Source organism: Pseudomonas sp. Pmew2, from assembly GCF_058129885.1.
In genome coordinates this window covers 5,055,694-5,074,762 of sequence record NZ_CM176702.1, presented here as the reverse complement: position 1 = coordinate 5,074,762, position 19,069 = coordinate 5,055,694, and the positions used below count along the sequence as shown (strand labels likewise).

The window sequence follows — 19,069 nt, the reverse complement described above, 5'->3', positions numbered from 1 at the left end:
CCGGCAATAAAAAAGGCCGCTGCATGGATAGCCACGCAGCGGCCAAACAAAACGCAGGATCAAGGGAGCTTGCAAATCCACGTCGATTTAACGGGCGCAGGTTACCCGCCATCACTGTTCTGAAAAATCCCCGTACAGGATATGCAGCATTACCCGACAGGTAACAATTCGCGGGGAGTGTGCCAGTGGCTCAATGAACGCTGTGGTTCGCTGGCAACCGACTCAGGCGCTCGGCAAGCTCGATTCGTTGCAGTGGGTCTTCGCTGAGCAACAGCGCGCGTTCCAGGTCGAAACGTTCGGCCTGCGGGCATTCAAGGAGTTGATACAGGCTGGCACGGGCCAGGTGATCTCCGCTGGTTGCCTGACCCAGCTCGACGATGCGGTCGGCATCTTTGAGCGCAGCGAGAAAATCATCGTTGATCTGATGCAGATGCCGCAGGTTACGCGATAATCGCTGCAGCATGCTGGTGGGTGTGGCGCGTGTCATGTGTTCGGCGCGCAATTGCATGGTCGGGCCGAATTGCCGGATCAACAGCTCGCGGCAGTCTCTGGGGTAAAGCCTGCGCCCGCTGCAGGGGTCGAGCAAATGATCGGCACCTGGCACACGCAGCAGAAAGTGGCCTGGAAAGTTCACGCCCTCCAGCGCAATCTCCAGCCGCCGTGCTATCTCCAGCGCGATCAGTGCCAGCCCCAATGGCTGGCCGCGACGCTGCTGCACAACCTTGTGCAGCAGCGCCGAGTCGGGTTTGGGCGGGTTCCAGTCATCTTGCTGAAAACCCAGTGCATTGAGTTGTCGCAAAAGCAGTTGCGCGAGTTCGGGGGCAGGCAGGACCGGCAGCGCAGCGTCGATCTGGCGCTGTAACTGGTCCATGTCACTGATCACCGCATGCCGGGCAAAGTGTGCGTCATGCTCGCTCGACACCCATAGCGCTGCTTCAAACACCGAGGGCGGTGTCTGTTGCAGGCAGGCCAGGCAATGCTGACGTGGAGTCATCGACCGCTCCGTGCAACTGAAAATCCAGTAGGAAGACTCTTTGTAGCCCCGCGCGGGAATTTCGTCCAGCGCCAGTTGTTTCTACTTGTTCAGGGCTTTTATCAAGTCGGGCGTCACATAGTGCGGACCGTCGAACAGGTACAGCGGATAGCCATCGAAAGCCGCTATTTGCGGTTTCAGTTCGGCAGCCGTCGCCGGTCGGAAACCTCCACCCACTTGCGGGCGAAACGCTTCGACGATGATTCTGACGCGATTTTTGCCCAGCCGTTTACGTAACGCGTCTGCGTAGGTTCGGGCAACCGGAGCGGTGCGCGCATAGACACCCACACCGTCCTGAAAGAACACGCCGATATCGTCCGGCAGCCAGGTTTTCAGCCAGTCCGCAGTGGCGGCGGGGCCGATGTTGGCACCATCGTAGACGCTGATCCATAACGGCCTGGGCAGCTTCGCCAGCAGCGCGGGTAATTCCTTGGCACGACTCCAGCTGGGGTCGACCTCGGCCGGGAAATACCAGCCAGTGACATTAAGCGGCGTTTTCACTTTGGCCAGCTGTGCCGAAAGCACCGCCAACTGTTCGATATTGTCCCGTGAGCGGTTTTCGCTGAAGTACCCCGCCAGCCCGAGAATCACCTCCTGCGCCCAAGGCTCCTTGGCGATCCGCGCCCAGTCCGGCAGCACCGGCACGTTGGTCATCTGAGTACCTGGTATGAACGACTGGTCATCGACCGCCGTCCACTGCACGAGCAATTGCCGTGCGCCGAGTTTGTCCCAGTTGCCGCTTATGCCCACCGTTGCGTTATCCGGTTGCCAGACGATGCCGACAATTCCCGGCCCGCTGGGCTGTATCAGTTGATACAGCTCGCTGGAGGCGAGGGTCAGCGCACCTACCAGGGCGGCTGCCAGCGAGGTCTTGATCAATATTGTCTGTCGTAGCAGTGCGGCCAAAGCCTTCAAACATTACTCCCTGATGGATGACTCGCGATTGTCACCACGAGAATGTCATACGTGCGAACACGCCTTGTGCGCGGTCGTCGCCAAAGACTTTCTCGCGGTATTGCACCGAGAAGTCGACATACGACTGTGGCGCCTTGTACGTGTCCTCGCGAAACCAGTAGCGTACGCCGGTACCAACACCCAGCCCGCCAGCGTTACCGGATGACGTACTGCTGCGGCCCAGGCTGTCGACTTCGCTACGCATCTTTGAATCGTAGTCCACTGCGGCGACCACATGTGGAAACACCGCCAGCCTGGGGCTGATGCTGTCCAGACGAAAGCTGCGTCCGACCTGCCATTCACTGTTGAAATAGTTGCGCTTGTCCTGCAAATAACGCCCACCTTCCGCATACAGCTGCGAGGTCCACCAACTGGGCACGTCGACACGCAAGTCAGTGCCGATGCTGGAGCCGTAGCCCAGACGTACCAGCCAGTCGCCATCGGCGTTGGAATTACCCAACGGAAAGGTGCGCTCAAAGGCACCGATGACGTTGACTGAGCTGAACGGCTTGACCCTGATCCCCAGCGCTCCCTGCAATGCATCCGCGCCGGTGTCGGAGTCGCCGTCCTTGCTCCACAACGTGTCGGTCACGCGCCCGTAAAGTTCGACGAAGCGTGCATTGCGGTAGCCCAATGGGCGCCAGAACACTTCGGTGCTGTTCTGCACACTGTCAGTGTTGCTGCTCGGTGCGCTGTTCAGGCCGCTGCCGCTGCTGGTGCTGGCACCGCGATACGTCGTGGTGTTGGTCAAACCCCATTCACGGGACAGGTCGGAGACGGCGCGTCGGGTATCGAACACCTGTTGCGCCGGCATCTGCAAATCACCGGCCTTTTGATAATCGAGCACGCGTTTGAAGTAGGCGATGGCCTGTGCATCGTCCGGTGTACGCATGGCGCTGTAGGCTGCGTCCTGAACTTCACGCGGCTTGAGTCCGGAGCTGCGGTCGACCCGTTTGAACTCGTCCAGCGCGCCACGATCGTCGCCCGCCTGGCTGAGGAAATAGGCAATCTGCACTTCATCGCCGGGTTGCAGTTCGCCCGCATCGCGAGCTTTCTGCAGACGTTGCAGTGCCTTACTCGGCTGGCCCATCGCTGCGTACAAGGAAGCTTGCTCGCGCAGGGGCAGATTACCCACGGCGAGTGCCTGAGCGAAGTCCTGACGCGCACCGTCCTGATCGCCCAGGCGTTGACGCATTTGTCCGCGCTGGACGAGCAGGGTGGCGTCGTTGCCATTGAGCGCCAGTGCTTCGGTAGCCGCAGAGCGCGCTTCGGCATATTGCCCCTGGGCAATCAGGGCGCTGACCAGCAGCTTTCGGTAAGCCATCTGTTTCGGAAAACTGCGAACAGCCTCCCGCGCCTCGCTGACAGCGGTGTCGTTATCTCCGCGTGCCAGTGCCTTATAACCCGAGGCTGCCTTATCGACTGCTGCCTGTTCCTGAATCGCTGCCAGCTGTGCTTCGTCCAGACGCTGCTGACGTTGCAGCGCCTCGATCAGCATCATGCGGTAATCAAGATTTTTCGGTGCCTGTGCGATGGCCTTGCGCGCATGGTTTGCCGAGCCGTCGTAGTCGCGATTGGCATACGCACGCAGCGCCTGATTGCCCTCCAGATAGCCCGGTTTTGGGCGAGCCTTGGGGAAGCGCTGAGGGTGATCTCGTCGGTATTTGTCGCGTTCGGCCAGGGCAATCAGATCGCGCAACTGATCGGCATCCGCACGCTGACGCAACGCTTCGCGCGCCTTGGCGATGGCCAGGTCGTAGTCCTTGCGGTTGTAGGCCATGTAGGCTTCGTTGGCGATGGCATAGGCGGGTCCGGTCAACGGCAGGGGCAGTGTTTCCGCCTGGCTGAGCGGTGCAACAAGACCCAGGCCGCTCACCAGCAGCGACAGGATGAAGGGGCGCTTCATAGTGGCTGCTCCGTTTGATCGTCAGATCGGTAATGGTTGTGCTGACGTGCCACAGCCTGTTCGATGGTTTCTCTGGACAGCACGCCGATGTCGACCAGGTAATCGCCGATCCGGCCATGCACATGCGGGCGGTAGCCGAGCATGGCTTTCTGGAACACTTCGCGGTCCAGCAGGCCTTGCTCGATCAGCAGATCGCCGAGCAGTGGCGCTCTGGCTGGAAGCGGCTGACCCTCGACCACCTGAAGCTGACGCAATTGCGCGACGATGTCGCTTTCACGGGCAATCAACTGCACCGGCTCGGCACCCAGTTGCTCGGTAATCTGTTGCAGACCGTCAGGCGGCAGCGGGCTGGCCACGGCAATTTCCTGGCGACCCAGCGCATTCATTTGCAACGGCACGACACGCCAGCGCAGGCAGAACTCATCGGCCAGCACATCGTTTGTCGCACGTTTGCCGGCAATGTCGAATACCCGTGGCAGGTCGTTCTGAAAAGCGATGGCCTCAGCCAGGGTTTCATCGTCGAGCCAGCCGTGGCTAAGCAAAATCCTGCCCAGCGGCAGCTGACGGGTCTGTTGTTCAGCCAGTGCGGTCTGCAGTTTTTCGTCGTTGATGGCCTGCCATGAGATCAGCACGCTGCCCAGACGACGTGGCGCGACGGCGACCAGATCGGTAGACGGAAAGTCATGCATGGTCTTGTCCCAGACCAGCTTGCGGTTGAGCACTTTGCCCACCAGAAACATGCGCCAGGCGCGTGCCGCAGCCATGAAGTTGACGAAGTTGCCCACCACCATGCGCGGTATGGACAACAAGCCATGCTGCCAGCCGTACAGAACAGTGGTGAAGTAGCAGCGGTGCAGAATTCGCCACAGCAATGCGATGCCGTTGGCCACCAGCAGGTACTGAATGAGGCCACTGGTTTCAAACGGTGTCGGAAAACTGGTGTTCCACAGGCCGCTGGAGCGCAGAACTATCAACGCCAGCAACTGAATCAGAATCGCATAAGCCAGGATACTGACGAACGAAGTCACTACGCCCTTGCGGTCCCGAAACAGCAGGTAACGGTTGGCCAGCGACCCGGTCCAGCCCATTTGCTCCCAGCCCTGCAGGCCGATGCCCAGAGTCCAGCGTGCTTTCTGGCGAAAGGCGGTACGGAAGGTGTCCGGGAAAAATTCACGCACACACAGCGGCATTTCCAGCATCGACTCATACGGCTTGCGGAACCACGATTTGCGCAACACCCGAAATTGCACAGGGAAGCGCACAAAGATCGCCTGCATGCCGTATTTCGCCAGCCGAGCGCCTACATCGTAGTCTTCGGTCAGGCTTTCGGTATTGAAGGGCTGGTTCTGGTTTTCATCGGCCAGCACCATCAGTGCACGTCGCGAGAAACAGGTGCCGACGCCCGCCGAAGGCACGGTGTCAGTCATGCTTTCGCGTACCACCAGATCCTTGCCGTGCCATTCGGCAAACTCGTCCATGTAGGTGCCGGCCACCCATTCGTACCAGTTGCGTTCCAGCGACACGACCGGTAACTGGATCATGTCCTTGCGTGGCAGCAGGTAATTGAACAGGCGCAGTTCAAGCGGGTGCAGTACATCTTCGCTGTCGTGCAGGATGGTCCCGGCAAACTGTACAGCGTGGGTTTTCTCATACAGAAAAATCGCCTGTATGACCCAGTTCAGGCAGTCGGCCTTGCAGGTCGGGCCGGCGTGCGGCACCTCCACGCGGTGCAATTGCTTGTAACGACGACGCATGCGCTCCACTTCATCGATGGTGCGCTGGTCGTTGATGTAGGTGCCGACGAACACTACGTAGTTCTGGTAATCGAGCGTCGACACCATGTTTTCGATCATCGGCGCGATGACGTCGTATTCCAGCCAGGCCGGGACCATGATCGCCAGCGGCTGCTCGTCGCGGGCAATCAACTGCTCGGCAGTCAGTGGCCGGTAGCGACGTTCGGCGGTGAACTTGCGGTACAGCCGCCTGGCCCAGTACCAGATATCGATGAACAGGTCATCGATACTCGATACCAGGATAATCAGCCCGACAACGATCGTCGCGACTTCCAGCACGCTGTAGTAATGGGCCAGCCAGTAAGGCCAATAGAGCGACGTCATTGCGGCGGCCCGTTACGAGCGATTGCGACGGGCGCTACGGCCAGCCAGCAACAGGATGAGAAAGAGTACGATGCCAGCCGGAATCAGCCACAGCAGCGATGGTTTGCGCCAGGCTTCGAGGCCAGTGCTTTGCTCGTCCTCGATCATCTGGCTGCCGGTCGGGTCCTTGGCGTCAAAGGTGGCGATCGGGCCGTTGTCAGCCAGCAGCGTGGCGTTGCCGCGCTCCAGCAGCAGCGGGCGCTCGAAAACCGGGGCCTGACCACCAAGCGTGCGATAGACCATACCGTGCTGGCCGCCCGCGTCGATCACTTGCAGCGAGGCCAGGTGGTTGAGGGATTTGAGGTCGAGCAGCGTCTGCTCTTTGTGATTGATCAGCAGATGCCCGTCGTTGCTGGCCTTGACCGACTCGGCGCCATCCCTGACTGGCAGTTCGAACGCCAGAAACGCTTTGGCGGGCGTCACGGCTACGCTGGCGTCATCGCTGACGCTGAGTTGCGCACGCAACGGCGAGACACCGGAAGCGCTGGCGACGCGGATCACTTGCGGCAGGCTGCTGGCCGGGCGCTCGAGATAGGCCTTGGGCACCATTATCTGGGTGTCCGTAGCGAAGCGTGCCGCCATGCCCGAGAAGTTTTCGTCGGGAGTGATCTTGTCCAGCACCACATGGCTGGTCGGCAATACCGAGATCGGGAACGCCTGCGGCGTCTCCAGGCACTGGTTGCTGACCGGCTGACGCTGGAACGAGACGCGCAAGGTGTTCTGCGCTGCCAGTGCATATTGCGGAATTCTTGCTTCGATGCGCTCTTTCTTGCCATCGGCAGTCAGTTGCATCGCACCAATCAGGTAGTCATTGAGAAACAGCGTCGCAACCGGTGGCGTTCCGGATGCACCGGGGGCCGCAGCGACATCAATCATCGCAGTTACCGGTACGCGCCCGTCATAGGCCACGCTGCCCAGCGGGAACGAGGCGCTCCAATCGGTTTTAGCCAGCACATCCACCGTGCCGGGCTTGCCGCCCAGGCGCGTCAGCGCAACGCGACCGTCTTCGCTGAGCGGCATCGCGGCTTCTTCGCCAATGGTCAGCTGACGATTGCGCGCCAGTTTGTTCCACGCTGAACTGAACAGGCCGATGGCCTTGTTCGCCGACTCCGGCTTGATCATCAGCAGCGCGCGATTGCCCAGCAGGGCCAGACTCACGTCCTCGGTGCTATTGGCGAGCGGTTGCTTGATATGACGTTCGCGCCACTGGCCCAGTGCGCTGGCCGCCGAAGCATCCAGACCCTGCACCTGCGCCTGGAGAGCGTCCATGGCGTCGTCGATTGCCTTGAGCAGTTGCGGATCGCTGATCGCCAGGTCGGCCTGCAACGCAGGTGTCTGGCCAAGCATCAACAATGCACCGATTTCCGCCGGGTCGCGCAGGGTGTATTGACCCTTGCCTTCGAGCCCTGCAAACGCCGGAATCTGCTTGAGTTCTGCCGGAATATTCAGGCCGCTCAGGTCCACGCTGTCCTGCACGGCAGGAAACGGCAGGATGCGTGCCTGTTTACCGATGCGTTCCAGCGCTACGCCCAGACGCCAGGCGGCGTCGTAGCTGGCGCTCGACAAGGTGCCGGGTGCGACCAACAGGCCAGGTTTGCCGGGCAGCGCGTTCCACGCTGCACCCACATCCTGCAACTGGCTGGCGTCATAGCCGTAAGTCAGGCGCGTGTGCGGATCGATGCGCAGCACATTGCCGATGGCGCGTTCGTCTTCGCAGAGCACTTTCGAGATCACAGAGGACCAGGCAATGCCCAGGCGCACCGAGCCGCTTTCCCGGGCTGCCTTGTCGACGCCCAGTACGGCGCTGGCATTACCCTGTTCTTCGTTGAGGCCCAGCGCGCGCACCGGATAACCGTCCAGCGACAGTAGCAGTGTGTTGCGGCCTGCTTCGCCATTCAGATAGCTGGCGTCAAAATTCAGCGTCGCATCCGTCAGCGGCACATTGGCGGGCACTGGCAGGTAAAGTTCACGGCGCGCATCAGTGGCATTGAGAATGATCGGGCGATCAATGCCCAGTTCCCTCAGCTCGATCACACGCTCCTGACGACTGTCGGCAGTGATTCGGTTGATCGCCTGGGTCAACGGGCTTTCGGCAGCCAGGGCAAACGCTGGCATCAGAGCCAGCAGGCTCATCCCGCAGGCAAGGACGTTCAGCGTGCCCATGTTTACGGCAACGGAAGATTTCATTGTGCAGATCTCGGTAAAGGCTCAAGGCCATTGGGTCTTGATACAGGCTGCCGGTCTGCTACAACGTTTTTCGGGCACTCGGTCTGAACCGGGTGCCCGTATCGTCTGCGGACTGCTTCCTGCGGATATGTTTGGTGTTCTTTTGCGCTACCTGCGCGTGTTCTCGCTAACCTGCCATCGAGCGCATCTGGTTATGCTGGTGCTGAGGCTGAGGCTGGATCAGCGTGTCGAGCTGCACATCGACCGGGTCGGTGCGATAACGCGGCAGCTCGGCGACAAATTCATCCACCGGACGACCCATCAGGGCATCGACGATGCGCGCACTGGCCTTGCCGTCGCCGTAAGGGTTGGCGGCATGGGAGGCTCTCTGCCATAGGGCGTCATCATCAAACAGGGCGTTCACGCCACGAATGATCGCGTCGGTCTCGGTGCCCACCAAGCGTACGGTACCCGCGGCGACTGCCTCGGGACGCTCGGTGACATCGCGCATGACCAGCACCGGCTTGCCCAGCGACGGCGCTTCTTCCTGCACGCCGCCGGAGTCGGTAAGGATGACGTGGGCGCGTTGCATAAGGCGCACGAACGACAGGTAATCCAGAGGCTTGATCAGGTGCACGTTGGGCAAGTCGCCCAGGTGCTCGGTGACCGGCCCCAGTACGTTGGGGTTCAGATGCACCGGGTAGACGATTTGTATGTCGTCGCGTCGGGCCAGTTCGCCCAGCGCCTTGCAGATATTCAGGAAGCCGTCGCCAAAATTCTCGCGCCGATGCCCGGTCACCACCAACACCCTGCGTTCAGGTACCAGAAATGAAAACTGGCGATCCAGTGCGTGGCGCAGCTGGCGGTTGCTGTCGATCCGCTGAGCGGTCAGGTGCAGGGCGTCGATCACTGTATTACCGGTCACGAACGAGATACCTTGCAGGCGCTCGCCCAGCACGTTGCGGCGCGACTCGGCCGTCGGTGCAAACAGATGATCGGAAATCAGATCGATGCAGCGGCGGTTCATCTCTTCAGGCCATGGCTGACGGATGTCACCGGTGCGCAAACCGGCTTCGACGTGGCCGATGGGGATGCGGCGATGAAAGGCCGACATGGCCGCCACCATTGCTGAGGTTGTGTCGCCATGAACCAGCACCCTGTCCGGTTTCATCTCGTCCAGAATCGGATCGATAGCCGCGTAAAGCGCCGCGGTCAGGGAGTTCAGCGTCTGATCGGGGCGCATCACATCAAGGCTGTAATCGGCTTTGAGCTCAAACATGTCCAGCACCTGTTGCAGCATGCTCTGATGCTGTCCGGTGATGCAGATTCTCGAATCGATACCCGGCTCTGCGGCCAGTGCTCTGACCAACGGAGCCATCTTGATGGCCTCTGGGCGAGTGCCGAATATGGAAAGGACCTTCATCCTGGGTTGCTGACCAGCCATTATTTCCTCCCGCGCTTTGAGCGCGCCGCGCAATAGCAAAGCAAGGCTGAGAGCAGCGTGGCCAGCTGGCGAGTTAATGAGTTTCTCGGGCGGGGAAGATCGGAGTGCATAGCTCGATATTCACTTCAATGTGATGTAGCAATGTGCCTTGTTACCCGGAATTGTCGGGATTATTAGCAGAACAAAATAATAAAGCAAAATGTTTTATTAACTATTTTTCAAAGAAATAGTTTTCAGGAACTTTGGTTTTTCAGGATGGTCAGTTCAGGGTTATAACTTTTGAAAAATCCGTTTTGCCCAATGAATACGGGGGTTTGCGGGCGCATGATAGAGTCGGTCAGGCTGTTTTCAAAGGTCGCTAATGTGCTGAAAGTCGCCATGATGGCAAAAAGTTCCAACAAAAATAGGCGTGCTGTGGCGTGCATCACTACAGCAGAATACTGACGCCTGATTAATGACAGGAAAAGCGAAGGGGTTCACAAAAATGGCGCTGATATAATGACAGTGTGGAACTTTGCTTTTGTATCGAGTTTGATGCGCTGCAGGTGAACGAGATGTTAAGGAATAGCTTACATACCGCTAAAGTTAGGTGAGCTGCACTATTGAGTTGTAGCAGCAATGCGGGCAGTTGCCCAGTTATTAAATGAGAATGATTAGCGAACCCCTCCGGATGAGGGGTCGCAGTGCAGAACGCAATCAGTCTTCTGACTCGGCAGGCTCCGACAGCTCACTGAGTGCAGTCGCGTTGTTTTTGAAGGCGGCGGCAAAGACGGCGCGATTTTTCGCCATGTAGATACTCGCATCCTCTGCATGCTTCTCCGAGATGCCCGGCACGTTCTTGATCAGGACGTCGGTGAGAAGCTCGGCCAGCTCAAGCATTTGATCGTGCGCATCGGCGAGTTTACGGTCCACGAAAGTAGTCTCCAGATCGCGGGTGCTGCGGTAAAGGGTTTCAACAGCCATTTTGGCCTCGTCGTGTTATCCAGTGTTGAAAGGGGCTAGACCCGGACGTTCAGCGCTTCACGCTCTGACCAGCGGGTATGCAAAAGCAGTGATCCTGCAAGACCAGCATGCCGGTCAGGTGTAGCGGGGCGCTGCATGCATATCCAAATGAGGGTCTGCATGAAGGCCGCTCTCCGACGCATCGGCGTTGAAGGTGATTTCTTGATTACTGTGTTTTTATACAGTAAAAAGGCTGCACCAATCAACCCCTCTCTGAATAGTGGCGTTTAAGCATCTTTTTTGCGCCGCAAATGTGCCTTGCGACAACCCGTCGCGCTCTCAACCATAGCCTATGGCCCTGTTCCTGCTTTAAAAAGCAGGCCACAAAGGTGTCACGAGTACCCGGCGTCATCCGGTCGGCATAAACGAAGGTTCAGAGGTAGAGCGTCATGGGAAACAAATGGGCAGTAAAGATAAGACACCGCGTGCATGGCCAGGCCGAGTCACTGGGTAATCTCTGCGTCGAGAGCTTTCACTTTCTGGCGCTGTTCGCGATTGGCGCGATCACTGCCTGGGCGTCAGTGGTTGCGTTCCTGGGCATGGTCGAGAAAGGCAACGTCACGGTCGATGACATCCTGCTGCTGTTCATCTACCTGGAACTGGGGGCGATGACCGGGATTTATTTCAAGACCAACCACATGCCCGTGCGCTTCCTGATCTACGTTGCGATCACTGCACTGACCCGCCTGCTGATTTCCGACGTGTCCCACCACAACCCGCCGGACATCGGCATCATCTACCTGTGTGGCGGCATTCTGCTGCTGGCGTTTGCAATTCTGGTGGTGCGCTACGCGTCTTACAAATACCCGTCGGCGAAGATTCCCGATTCGTCCAGCGCGGTCAAAGGCGCGGTGACGGAGGAGAAGGGCGAGATCTGATCGAGACACTCGCGGCATCGGTGATCGATGCCGCCAGCGTGTTGCATGGAAGTCGCTTGTCAGTTAAGCCACACACCGGCATGCCAGTGCCAGCCGTCTCCGGCGCTTTCCCAGTGCGGATGCACGTAGTGGTAGCCAGGTCGTTCCGCCTCCCAGTGACCATGAACCGGCACGAAACGCTGCCCGTTCCAGTGCCAGTAACCGCGCGCCCAGATGTAGCCGGGACGAGGCGCTGGTTCTACTTCGATTACCCGCTCAGGGGGTGGTTGCGGGGCGATGACTTCTTCGACGTATTCGTGATGTACGTGTGGTCGCTCATGGACTACCCGCTCTTCGACACAGCCTGACGCTATCGCAAGTGATGCGATCAATACCCCATACCTTAAGAACATGTTGCCTCCTCGGAATCATCCGCAGGTGCAGTGGCGCTGAACGCAGTGCCCAGTCGCTCGAATGTTTCTGCGCAAGAGTTGTTGTATCAGGATGTATCTGTACTTTTGCTGAAGAGGCGGGAGGGAGATTGATGGCGAATTGCCCGATTTTTCAGTCGTTGCAAGCTGCTTCAAGGGGCGTGTCGAGTATGGGATTTTTTTTGAAATTGGCGACCAGGCGACCGCGATATACGCTGCTGAAGATACTCAGTGAATGTATCTGATAAAAAACGGCATCAATAAATTCCATACCGATTCAGCGCCATCTAAGGCACTGAACCGGAAGAAGAGACCCCCCGTCAAACCCCGGCATTCACCGCAGCCTGACTCTGCGACCACAGACCATTGGCCGGACCGGGTGTTTTTTCAGCGTGGCACCGTCGGTCATCGCTGCAAGAATCTTGATCGCGCTTTCGCCACGCTCGATGGCGATGCCGAATTGCACGCTTTCTATAAGCTTGCGCAGGCGTTGCGGGTCATTGCGTTGCGCTGCGCTGATCAGACGCTTGGCAACGACTCCGCATTCGTTGGACAGGGTCAGCATGATGCTGCCGTCCAGCCCTTGAATGCTCAGATTCACCCGATAGTCGGGGTGAAAAGTATCCGTGATCATCTGAAAAGGATTGTCCATATCATTCACCTGCTAAATGGTCTGCGTAAGTTGACCGGGTAATAGTCCTTTTGGTTCTCGACGACTGATCAGCGGTTGCGTTACTCCTTCGCTTGCTGCTGACAGGTTTGCTGTCGTCTTTCGCGTTGATGAGAGGTGTCGTTTAAGACGCTTTAACGCACCCACGGCGTGAGTCCGCGCCTGGAGGTGGCCGTCCTGATGGCCAGCCTCGTAGCGCGTACTACAGGACACTGCATGGTTCGGGCCATATTGCAGGGGTGATGCGCGAGAGGCCGCTGAACGGGAGCCCGCTGAACGGGAGCCCATTGCAGTTGCTTCACGGCTTACTCTGCTGCAATGCGAACCGGTCGATCCGGCCGGCAAACGTGCTCTCGAAAAGGGGAGGAGAACACTTCCCGGATATGGCCTGCTCCTTTCGCGACTGCAGTTTGCGTACGACTTTTTCGAGTGATTGTCTGACACTCCGACAACCGAATTCTGGCGTCAGAGATTCGTAAAGACGGGTCGAAACCGTACTCGCCTGCTGTCCAGGTCCTGACGTTGACCGTCTTGCTGCAGAGCGGCGGGATGAGTGTTGAACGCTTGTCGGCATGAAGGGCTGAGCCGACTGCTCATGTAGGCGAGCGGCTTGATTTTTTGCTCGCCGATGGCTGTCAGATGCAGCGCTCGGGCTGCCCGGTGCTGAATGTTAAATTCGATGGACGGCAGCCGGCGATCGAGATGGCTGCGAGGCGAGCGATGGTGCAAGGTGGCCAAAGCTGTGCAGCGAGCATTTGTGGTGCGCATTGATTGGGGCACAACCGCGTGTAGGGCACGCTGGTCGACAGATTGTCGGCGTGCGTGGAGCGTGCGCTTGCCCACTCATGGGGAACAATGCATGGCAAGCAAAAAGGGCGAACCGCTGCCGGTTCGCCCTTTTTTTGCAAAACGTGTCAGTGGAACATCAGGTCAGACGAGCGGCTTCTTTCTCCTGCTCTTTTTCCAGAAATTCTTCTTCGAGCAGCGCGTCCGGGCTGACCGGATCTTCATCCTGTTCGGCGATAATCGGTGCGGCACCTCGTTTGCCGCGCAGCTTGCCAAACAGATGCTCGAGGGCGTGATCGAGTTTTACAGCAGCGCCATCCACAGCCTGATCTACCGTATCGGCCTTGTGGGAAACAGAAATAGGTTGGTGTCCTTTGGGGCGAGCTTCCATCTGGCACTTGATGTCGTGCGGGCCAGGCTTGTCGCCGTTTTCGTCGCGGATGTGGACTTCCACGCGGGTCAGGTTTTCATCGTAGTGTTCGAGCGTGCTTTCAACGGTGGTACGAACCCACTCCTCCAGTCGGATACTGCTTTCGATGTGATTATCGCTATTGACCTGGATTTGCATAGTTAATCCTTATTAGGGCTTGCTCGTGCGAGGCTGGACTACGTGATTCCTTGCGGAATCGATTTCGTTTGCGCTCATTCACAGTGTTGGCGGCAATGGCCTGACAATTCAACCCCAATATGTAAGAAATATTTCGCAGCAAAAAATGGCCGCCCTGATTCAAGGCTGAGAATCAGGAGCGGACGCAGAGCGTCCAGAACGGCATCCCCACGCAGAGCGTGAGGAACGAGAGGTATCCGGGAGAACACTTCTCTCACGCTCTGGCGTCCTGGAACTAGAATGCGACTGACGTCTGTACGTACACCGTGCGCGGTTCGCCGACGTATTTGCCACGGTTGTTGTCGTCGAACGAGCGGGTGTAGTACTGGCGGTTGAAGATGTTCTTCATCCCGACCGCTACGTTGAGGTCCGACAATTGCGGGCCGAAATCGTAGTTGGCGCGGGTGCTGAACAGCATGTACCCAGGGATCTTGCCAGTGCTGCCATCGGCGCTCTCAGCCGCTGTGTTGGCGTTGTCGGCGAACTGGTCGCTCTGGAAAGAACTGTCAAAATTCAGCTTCCACGGCCCTTCGGTGTAGCTGACGCCCATCGTTCCTTTGTGTTTTGACGAGAACGGCACACGGTTGCCTTTGTTCGGGCCGTCTTCACGGATTGTCGCGTCAACGAAAGCGTAGCTCGCGTAGACATCGTAACCGGCCAATACCGGGCTCAGGCCTTCCAGCGCATAGTTGACGCTGGTCTCGATCCCCTGATGACGAGTCTCGCCGCGTGCAATCACGGTGTCGTTGGTCTGATTGCTGTCGTACTGGTTATCGAAGTTGATCAGGAATGCACCGATCTCGGCTCGCAGGTTGCCGTTGTCATAGCGCGTGCCGAGCTCCCAGGTGCGGGCTTTTTCCGGTTTGACTTCATCGCCGGTAACGCGGTTAGGCATCTGGCTGTACTGCACGCTGCCGAACGAGCCTTCGGTGTTGGCGTACAGGTTCCAGGTGTCGGTCAGGTGGTAAAGCACATTCAGCGCTGGCAGTGCGGTGCTGTAGTCGCCTTGATAGCGGGCGTTGGTCAGATTGTTGTTCTGCGCGGTGTCGATCATCTCGTAGCGAACGCCGGGCGTGATGGTCCACTTGCCGATGTCGATACGGTCATCGATGTAGAACGCATGCGCTTCAGTCGCGCCGCGGGTGTCACGGTCGTTGCGGCTGGCGGTAGTCGGCAGGTTGCCGGTCACCGGTTCGCGATAGCGCAGTTCGTGACCGGCTTCGTTGATGTAGCGGTAGCCGACGCCCACTTCATGCCAGGTCTCGCCCAGTGCAAAGCCTTGCGAGAAGCGCGTTTCCAGACCGCGTACCCAATATTCGCGGGGCGACAGGGAAACGAAGCTGCCCTGATCCAGATAGCCGCTGCGCAGGGTTTTGGTGAAGAACGTGTTGGCGGTGAAGACGCGGGCATCCTCTTCATAGCGGTAGCCGAAGTTGAACATGGTGCGACGGCCCCAGAACTTGTCCTTCAGACGCGTCGACTGGTACGGATCGGCATCGTAATCCCTGACGTTCAGGCCGCCGGGCATCTGCGCTTCGCCATCGTAATACTGCGCCATGGCATTGAGGCTGTTGGCTTCGTCGATCTGGTATTTGCCCTTGAGGATCAAGTCGTCGATCTGGGTATCGCTGTGCTCGCGCCAGTCACCGCCGCGTACGCCGGAATACAGAATCGCGCCGCCCAGACCATTGTCCGCCGTGCCGCCTGCCAGCAGGTTGCCGGTGGTCTTGAAGCCATCGTGGCTGGACGACGGGCTGGTTTCGGTCTGTATGCCGCCTTTGAGGGTGGGTGTGTCAGGGATGGCACGGGTCACGAAATTGACGATACCACCCACGTTCTGCGGGCCGTAACGCACAGCACCACCGCCACGCACCACGTCGACCGCGTCCATGTTGCCCATGCTGATCGGCGCGAAGGACAGCTGCGGTTGACCATAAGGTGCGAACGGCACCGGGATGCCGTCCATCAATACGGTGGAGCGTGACGCCAGACGCGGGTTGAGGCCACGAATGCCGAAGTTAAGCGCCATGTCGTGGCTGCCGGTGCCGTTGTTGTCCGGGGCGTTGACGCCCGGGATGCGATTGAGCACTTCACGCGCCGAGGTTGCGCCGACACGCTCGAATTCTTCACGACGGATCACATCACGTGCGCCGGGGTGTTCGAAAACGTTGGTCTGCTGCGCGGCACCCAGCCAGTCGCCGACCACGGTGGACACACCCAGCTCGATAGGCGCGCCAGCAGCATTGACCGGTTGCAGGGTGAAGCCGTTATTGCCGTCGGCCAGGGCCTGCAGCCCCGTCCCTTCGAGCAACGCATTGAGGCCCTGCTCGGGCGTGTACTGACCTTCCAGACCACGGCTCTTCAGACCGCTGGTGATTTGCGAACCGTAGGAAATCAACACGCCGGACTCTCGACCGAACTGGCTCAGCGCAGCTTCAAGCTCGCTTGGCGCAATGTGATACGCCTTGGGTGCCACCTCGGCAGCCTGCGCCATCGACAGACTGCCGACCGAAAGGCTGGCACCGAAAATGACATGGCGCAACGTACGCACCAGCGGTGAAAGTTGAGTAGGGCGGGGTGACATGCAGGAGTCCTTTGACCGGAAGGTTGAGAAATGCTTTCCCTGTCTGTCACGCGAGCAACAGAAAACGGCTCACGGGTTTTGAAATTATTTTTTCCGGGTTTGATTATCGTACCCGCGCCTCGCGTGGTGATGCGTTTGGCGACCCCCGGATCAGTGACAGGGCGAAGGAACCCGACGAAGTCGGGCCGGAAACAGGAGCGAGGGGCTTTGGTTACTTTGGCCCCTTCAAAGTAACTCGCCGAGGGGCGAAAAGGTGACTTGAGTCGAGCCGAAATCTCACTGAATCGCAGAGTTGTGTGACGCGGAGCGTCACGAACTGCATTACCACGCGGAGCGTGGGAACGATAGTCAGCGGAGTTTCAGTCCCGTCTTCCGGGCTCTCCAGGACGACTGTGTCACCATGAGCGCTGAGCGTATAAACGGGTAATCACGATCAAACCCGCGCCTGCACGTTCACCCAATACCGGGTGAAGCGTTGTACATGCACAGGGAGGGCGAGTTCCAGCATGTCGAGGATGCGCTCGCTGTCGGCCAGCGGATAGCTGCCGGAGATCAACAGGTTGGCCACTTTCGCGTCGCAGTTCAAACGACCGCGTCGATAGCGACCCAGCTCCGCAAGGAAGTCGGAGAGCTTCATGCGCGACGCCACCAGCATCCCGTCCGCCCACGCGCCACTGCCCGCATCTATCGGTTTCACGCTGTCCCAGGCGTCACGACTGAAGGTCGCTTGCTGGCTGGCCCGCAGCATCAAACCCGGACCGCTCCTGCCGAGCGGGGCTATTTCAAGGGCTCCGGCAAACACCGCCAATTGCGTGCGCCCGTCCAGCTGGCGCAGGTTGAAACGGCTGGCCCCCGTCGACGCCCTGACCGTGCCTTCGGTGCTCAGCAGGCTCAGCGGGCGGCTGTCCGCCGAGGCGCTGATAAGGATTTCGCCCTGTAATAGCTTGATCAGGCGCTGCTGTGCATCGAAACGCACATCGACCGCGCTGGCCGTATTCAACTGCACCTGACTGCCATCGCTCAATGCCACCTTGCGCTGCTCGCCAACGCCACTGTTGTAGTCAGCCAGCAAGGGTTGCAGGGCGATCTGCTCGCGCAGGCTCCAGCCCGCTGCCGAGCCTGCGCCGAGCAACAACAGCAGTTTCAGAGCGTGCCGACGGCTGGCGGATTTCGGCGCATTGAGTGCCGCATGCGCCAGCGGCGAGGACAGCCCGCTGAGGCGCTGGTTGACCCGCTGCATGTGCGCCCAGGCCCGCTGATGTTCAGCGTTGCCATTGAGCCAGAGCTGCCAGGCCTGCTGACGACGCGCATCCAGCGTGCCTTCCTGCATTTCCAGAAGCCAGCCGACCGCTTGCTGCGCCACGCCAGGCGAGATGTCGGATTTGTTCAAGGACTCGTTGCTCGGGTTCATAAGGCGAAATAGCAGCGCAATGCGGCCTTGTTCAGATGGCGCTTGACCGTTGCGATGGAGATGCCCAGTTCGGCGGCAATCTGGCCGTGGCTCAACCCGTCGACCTGCGACATCAGGAACGCCCGCTTGACCAGCACCGGCAGGCCGTCCAGCAGTTGATCGAGTTCCACCAGGGTTTCGAGAATGATCGCCCGCTCTTCTTCCGAAGGTGCCACGCATTCCGGCAGCTCAGCCAGCGCCTGATAGTAGGCGTGCTCCAGGTCCTGACGCCGGTAGTGATTGCACAACACACGTTTGGCAATCGTCGTCAGAAAGGCGCGAGGCTCGATGATCTGCGGCGTATCGCGTGCGCCCAATACCTTGATGAAGGTGTCCTGGGCCAGATCCGCTGCGCTGTGTGGGCAGCCGAGCCCTGCGCCGCAACCAGGTCGTCAGCCAGGTGTTGTGTGCCCTGTACAGGCTTTCGACAGTGTGATTGAGAGCGGAGTGGGCGATGGGCATCACAGGGAACAATCCACGGGGACTCGTTGATGGCGTGGATTCTGGCAGACTCTTTTGCGTATGAGAATATTTATCATTAATATTGCGGTTCATTTGTCCTGTTCAGGGACGAATGGCGCAAACAGCTGGCATTCATCGCGGCCTCTTCCCGAAGGCTGGTGATCCGGCTTCCCAGGTTTCACGAATCAATGAAGACCCTTTGATGGATGTCACCACCGCAAACGGTTCGCTGCCGGAAAAACGCATGGCGAAAGTCAGAAGCAAGGGCCTGACGGTTGCTTATCGGCTTGCCGTTACCTCGCGGGCGCTGGCAGCCGTGTTTGCCGGTTATCTGCTTGCGTCAGTGGTCAGCATCTGCGTCGCGCAGTGGCTGCCCATCCCCCGCGCCGAAGCAGTGGTGACCGGTATGATGCTGTCCTTTCTGGTTTATCTGGCCGCGGTGCTCTGGTGTTTTGCCTGTCGCACGGCGTTGCAGGCCTGGGTCGGAGTGCTGGCGCCGTGCGCATTGCTGGCGGCTGCCTGCGCCTGCGGTCGGTGGCTATTGTGAAAGAGGGTTTTCGT

14 protein-coding genes and 2 pseudogenes are annotated in these 19,069 nt (G+C 59.1%); 2 read left to right on the top strand and 14 right to left on the bottom strand.

What is annotated here, in order from left to right:
• Positions 1-190: 190 nt before the first annotated feature.
• The 8 genes from AC4ANK_RS23460 to AC4ANK_RS23425 all read right to left on the bottom strand — a co-directional run bounded on the left by AC4ANK_RS23460 (position 191) and on the right by AC4ANK_RS23425 (position 10,622).
• Complete coding sequence (locus AC4ANK_RS23460; protein ID WP_002552221.1) at positions 191-994, bottom strand: SirB1 family protein; 804 nt, start codon at positions 992-994, stop codon at positions 191-193.
• Positions 995-1,075: 81 nt separating this feature from the next.
• A complete protein-coding gene (locus AC4ANK_RS23455) occupies positions 1,076-1,948 on the bottom strand; it encodes an alpha-amylase family protein (RefSeq protein WP_002552222.1) in 873 nt (290 codons plus the stop codon).
• Between the two features lie 31 nt (positions 1,949-1,979).
• Positions 1,980-3,893, bottom strand: a complete 1,914-nt coding sequence (locus tag AC4ANK_RS23450; protein ID WP_460384366.1) for an NfrA family protein — start codon at positions 3,891-3,893, stop codon at positions 1,980-1,982.
• Positions 3,890-6,010 carry a glycosyl transferase family protein gene (locus AC4ANK_RS23445; RefSeq protein WP_002552224.1) on the bottom strand — a complete coding sequence of 707 codons (2,121 nt, stop codon included), beginning with the start codon at positions 6,008-6,010 and terminating at the stop codon, positions 3,890-3,892. Before AC4ANK_RS23445 ends, AC4ANK_RS23450 begins: the two co-directional genes overlap by 4 nt.
• 12 nt (positions 6,011-6,022) lie before the next feature.
• Positions 6,023-8,236 (bottom strand): cellulose biosynthesis cyclic di-GMP-binding regulatory protein BcsB, encoded by a 2,214-nt coding sequence (locus AC4ANK_RS23440; RefSeq protein ID WP_002552225.1) that lies wholly within the window; start codon positions 8,234-8,236, stop codon positions 6,023-6,025.
• A gap of 166 nt (positions 8,237-8,402) precedes the next feature.
• Positions 8,403-9,659, bottom strand: coding sequence for a non-hydrolyzing UDP-N-acetylglucosamine 2-epimerase (gene wecB, locus AC4ANK_RS23435; RefSeq protein ID WP_002552226.1), 1,257 nt, complete (start codon positions 9,657-9,659; stop codon positions 8,403-8,405).
• A gap of 233 nt (positions 9,660-9,892) precedes the next feature.
• Entirely contained in the window at positions 9,893-10,084 is a 192-nt protein-coding gene (locus tag AC4ANK_RS23430) for a hypothetical protein (RefSeq protein ID WP_460414695.1), read from the bottom strand.
• Between the two features lie 271 nt (positions 10,085-10,355).
• Entirely contained in the window at positions 10,356-10,622 is a 267-nt protein-coding gene (locus AC4ANK_RS23425; RefSeq protein WP_002552227.1) for a YebG family protein, read from the bottom strand.
• Positions 10,623-11,050: 428 nt separating this feature from the next.
• Between AC4ANK_RS23425 and AC4ANK_RS23420 the strand changes: the two genes are divergently transcribed.
• Positions 11,051-11,539, top strand: a complete 489-nt coding sequence (locus AC4ANK_RS23420) for a phosphate-starvation-inducible protein PsiE (RefSeq protein ID WP_002552228.1) — start codon at positions 11,051-11,053, stop codon at positions 11,537-11,539.
• Between the two features lie 59 nt (positions 11,540-11,598).
• Here AC4ANK_RS23420 and AC4ANK_RS23415 read toward each other — a convergent pair whose 3' ends face one another.
• The 6 genes and pseudogenes from AC4ANK_RS23415 to AC4ANK_RS23390 form a co-directional block, all read right to left on the bottom strand.
• Positions 11,599-11,931: a YXWGXW repeat-containing protein gene (locus AC4ANK_RS23415; protein WP_002552229.1), complete on the bottom strand. Its 333-nt coding sequence runs from the start codon at positions 11,929-11,931 to the stop codon at positions 11,599-11,601.
• A gap of 338 nt (positions 11,932-12,269) precedes the next feature.
• Positions 12,270-12,601: pseudogene (locus AC4ANK_RS23410) on the bottom strand (DUF3509 domain-containing protein).
• A gap of 943 nt (positions 12,602-13,544) precedes the next feature.
• Entirely contained in the window at positions 13,545-13,973 is a 429-nt protein-coding gene (locus AC4ANK_RS23405; RefSeq protein ID WP_002552231.1) for an HPF/RaiA family ribosome-associated protein, read from the bottom strand.
• 274 nt (positions 13,974-14,247) lie between these two features.
• On the bottom strand, positions 14,248-16,596 hold the full coding sequence (gene fecA, locus AC4ANK_RS23400; RefSeq protein ID WP_002552232.1) for a TonB-dependent Fe(3+) dicitrate receptor FecA: 2,349 nt from the start codon (positions 16,594-16,596) through the stop codon (positions 14,248-14,250).
• A 433-nt stretch (positions 16,597-17,029) separates the two neighbouring features.
• The gene (locus tag AC4ANK_RS23395) at positions 17,030-18,007 is read right to left on the bottom strand and encodes a FecR domain-containing protein (RefSeq protein ID WP_031595157.1); all 978 of its coding nucleotides are present in this window, start codon (positions 18,005-18,007) and stop codon (positions 17,030-17,032) included.
• A pseudogene (locus tag AC4ANK_RS23390) lies at positions 18,004-18,508 on the bottom strand (sigma-70 family RNA polymerase sigma factor). The gene AC4ANK_RS23395 and the pseudogene AC4ANK_RS23390 overlap by 4 nt, the downstream one beginning before the upstream one ends.
• A gap of 202 nt (positions 18,509-18,710) precedes the next feature.
• Between AC4ANK_RS23390 and AC4ANK_RS23385 the strand changes: the two are divergent.
• Positions 18,711-19,055, top strand: a complete 345-nt coding sequence (locus AC4ANK_RS23385) for a DUF3649 domain-containing protein (protein ID WP_031595155.1) — start codon at positions 18,711-18,713, stop codon at positions 19,053-19,055.
• The last annotated feature ends 14 nt before the right edge of the window (positions 19,056-19,069 follow it).